The sequence below is a fragment of the Protofrankia coriariae genome (assembly GCF_001017755.1).
Classification (GTDB): domain Bacteria; phylum Actinomycetota; class Actinomycetes; order Frankiales; family Frankiaceae; genus Protofrankia; species Protofrankia coriariae.
This window is the reverse complement of the sequence record NZ_JWIO01000015.1, coordinates 98,182-98,602: the sequence shown is the minus strand read 5'-3', so window position 1 is coordinate 98,602 and position 421 is coordinate 98,182.

Sequence of the window (421 nt, the reverse complement as noted above, 5' to 3'; positions counted from 1 at the left end):
CGAACCCCCGCCGGTAGGAGCGGTGCGACCCGACCAGCACGTCGGCGATCGCGTCCGGATCCGCCACCAGGAACGCCGACAGCGGCCGGGACGACAGCTGCACGACCGGGCCGTGGGTCTGGCGCAGGCGGACGAGGCCAGCGAGCGGATCGGCGCGCAGCAGCTTCCTCGCGGCGCGCAGGCCACCGGCCGATCCTGGAACAGGGTGCGCGCGTATCGGCACGGGCCCCGGCGTGACGGTGGCAGGCGGGGTAACGGTCATCGCGGACCCTCCTCGGGAACACGGGCGGGGGCAGGGGGCGCTCAACCAAGCAGGACGACCGGCAGACTGATCTTCACGATAATCGCGATCTAGGCGGTGCGGCGGGAGACACCGGCCACGTCCGTCCGCCTGGACCTGTCCGCCCGCCGGTTCGGCGGG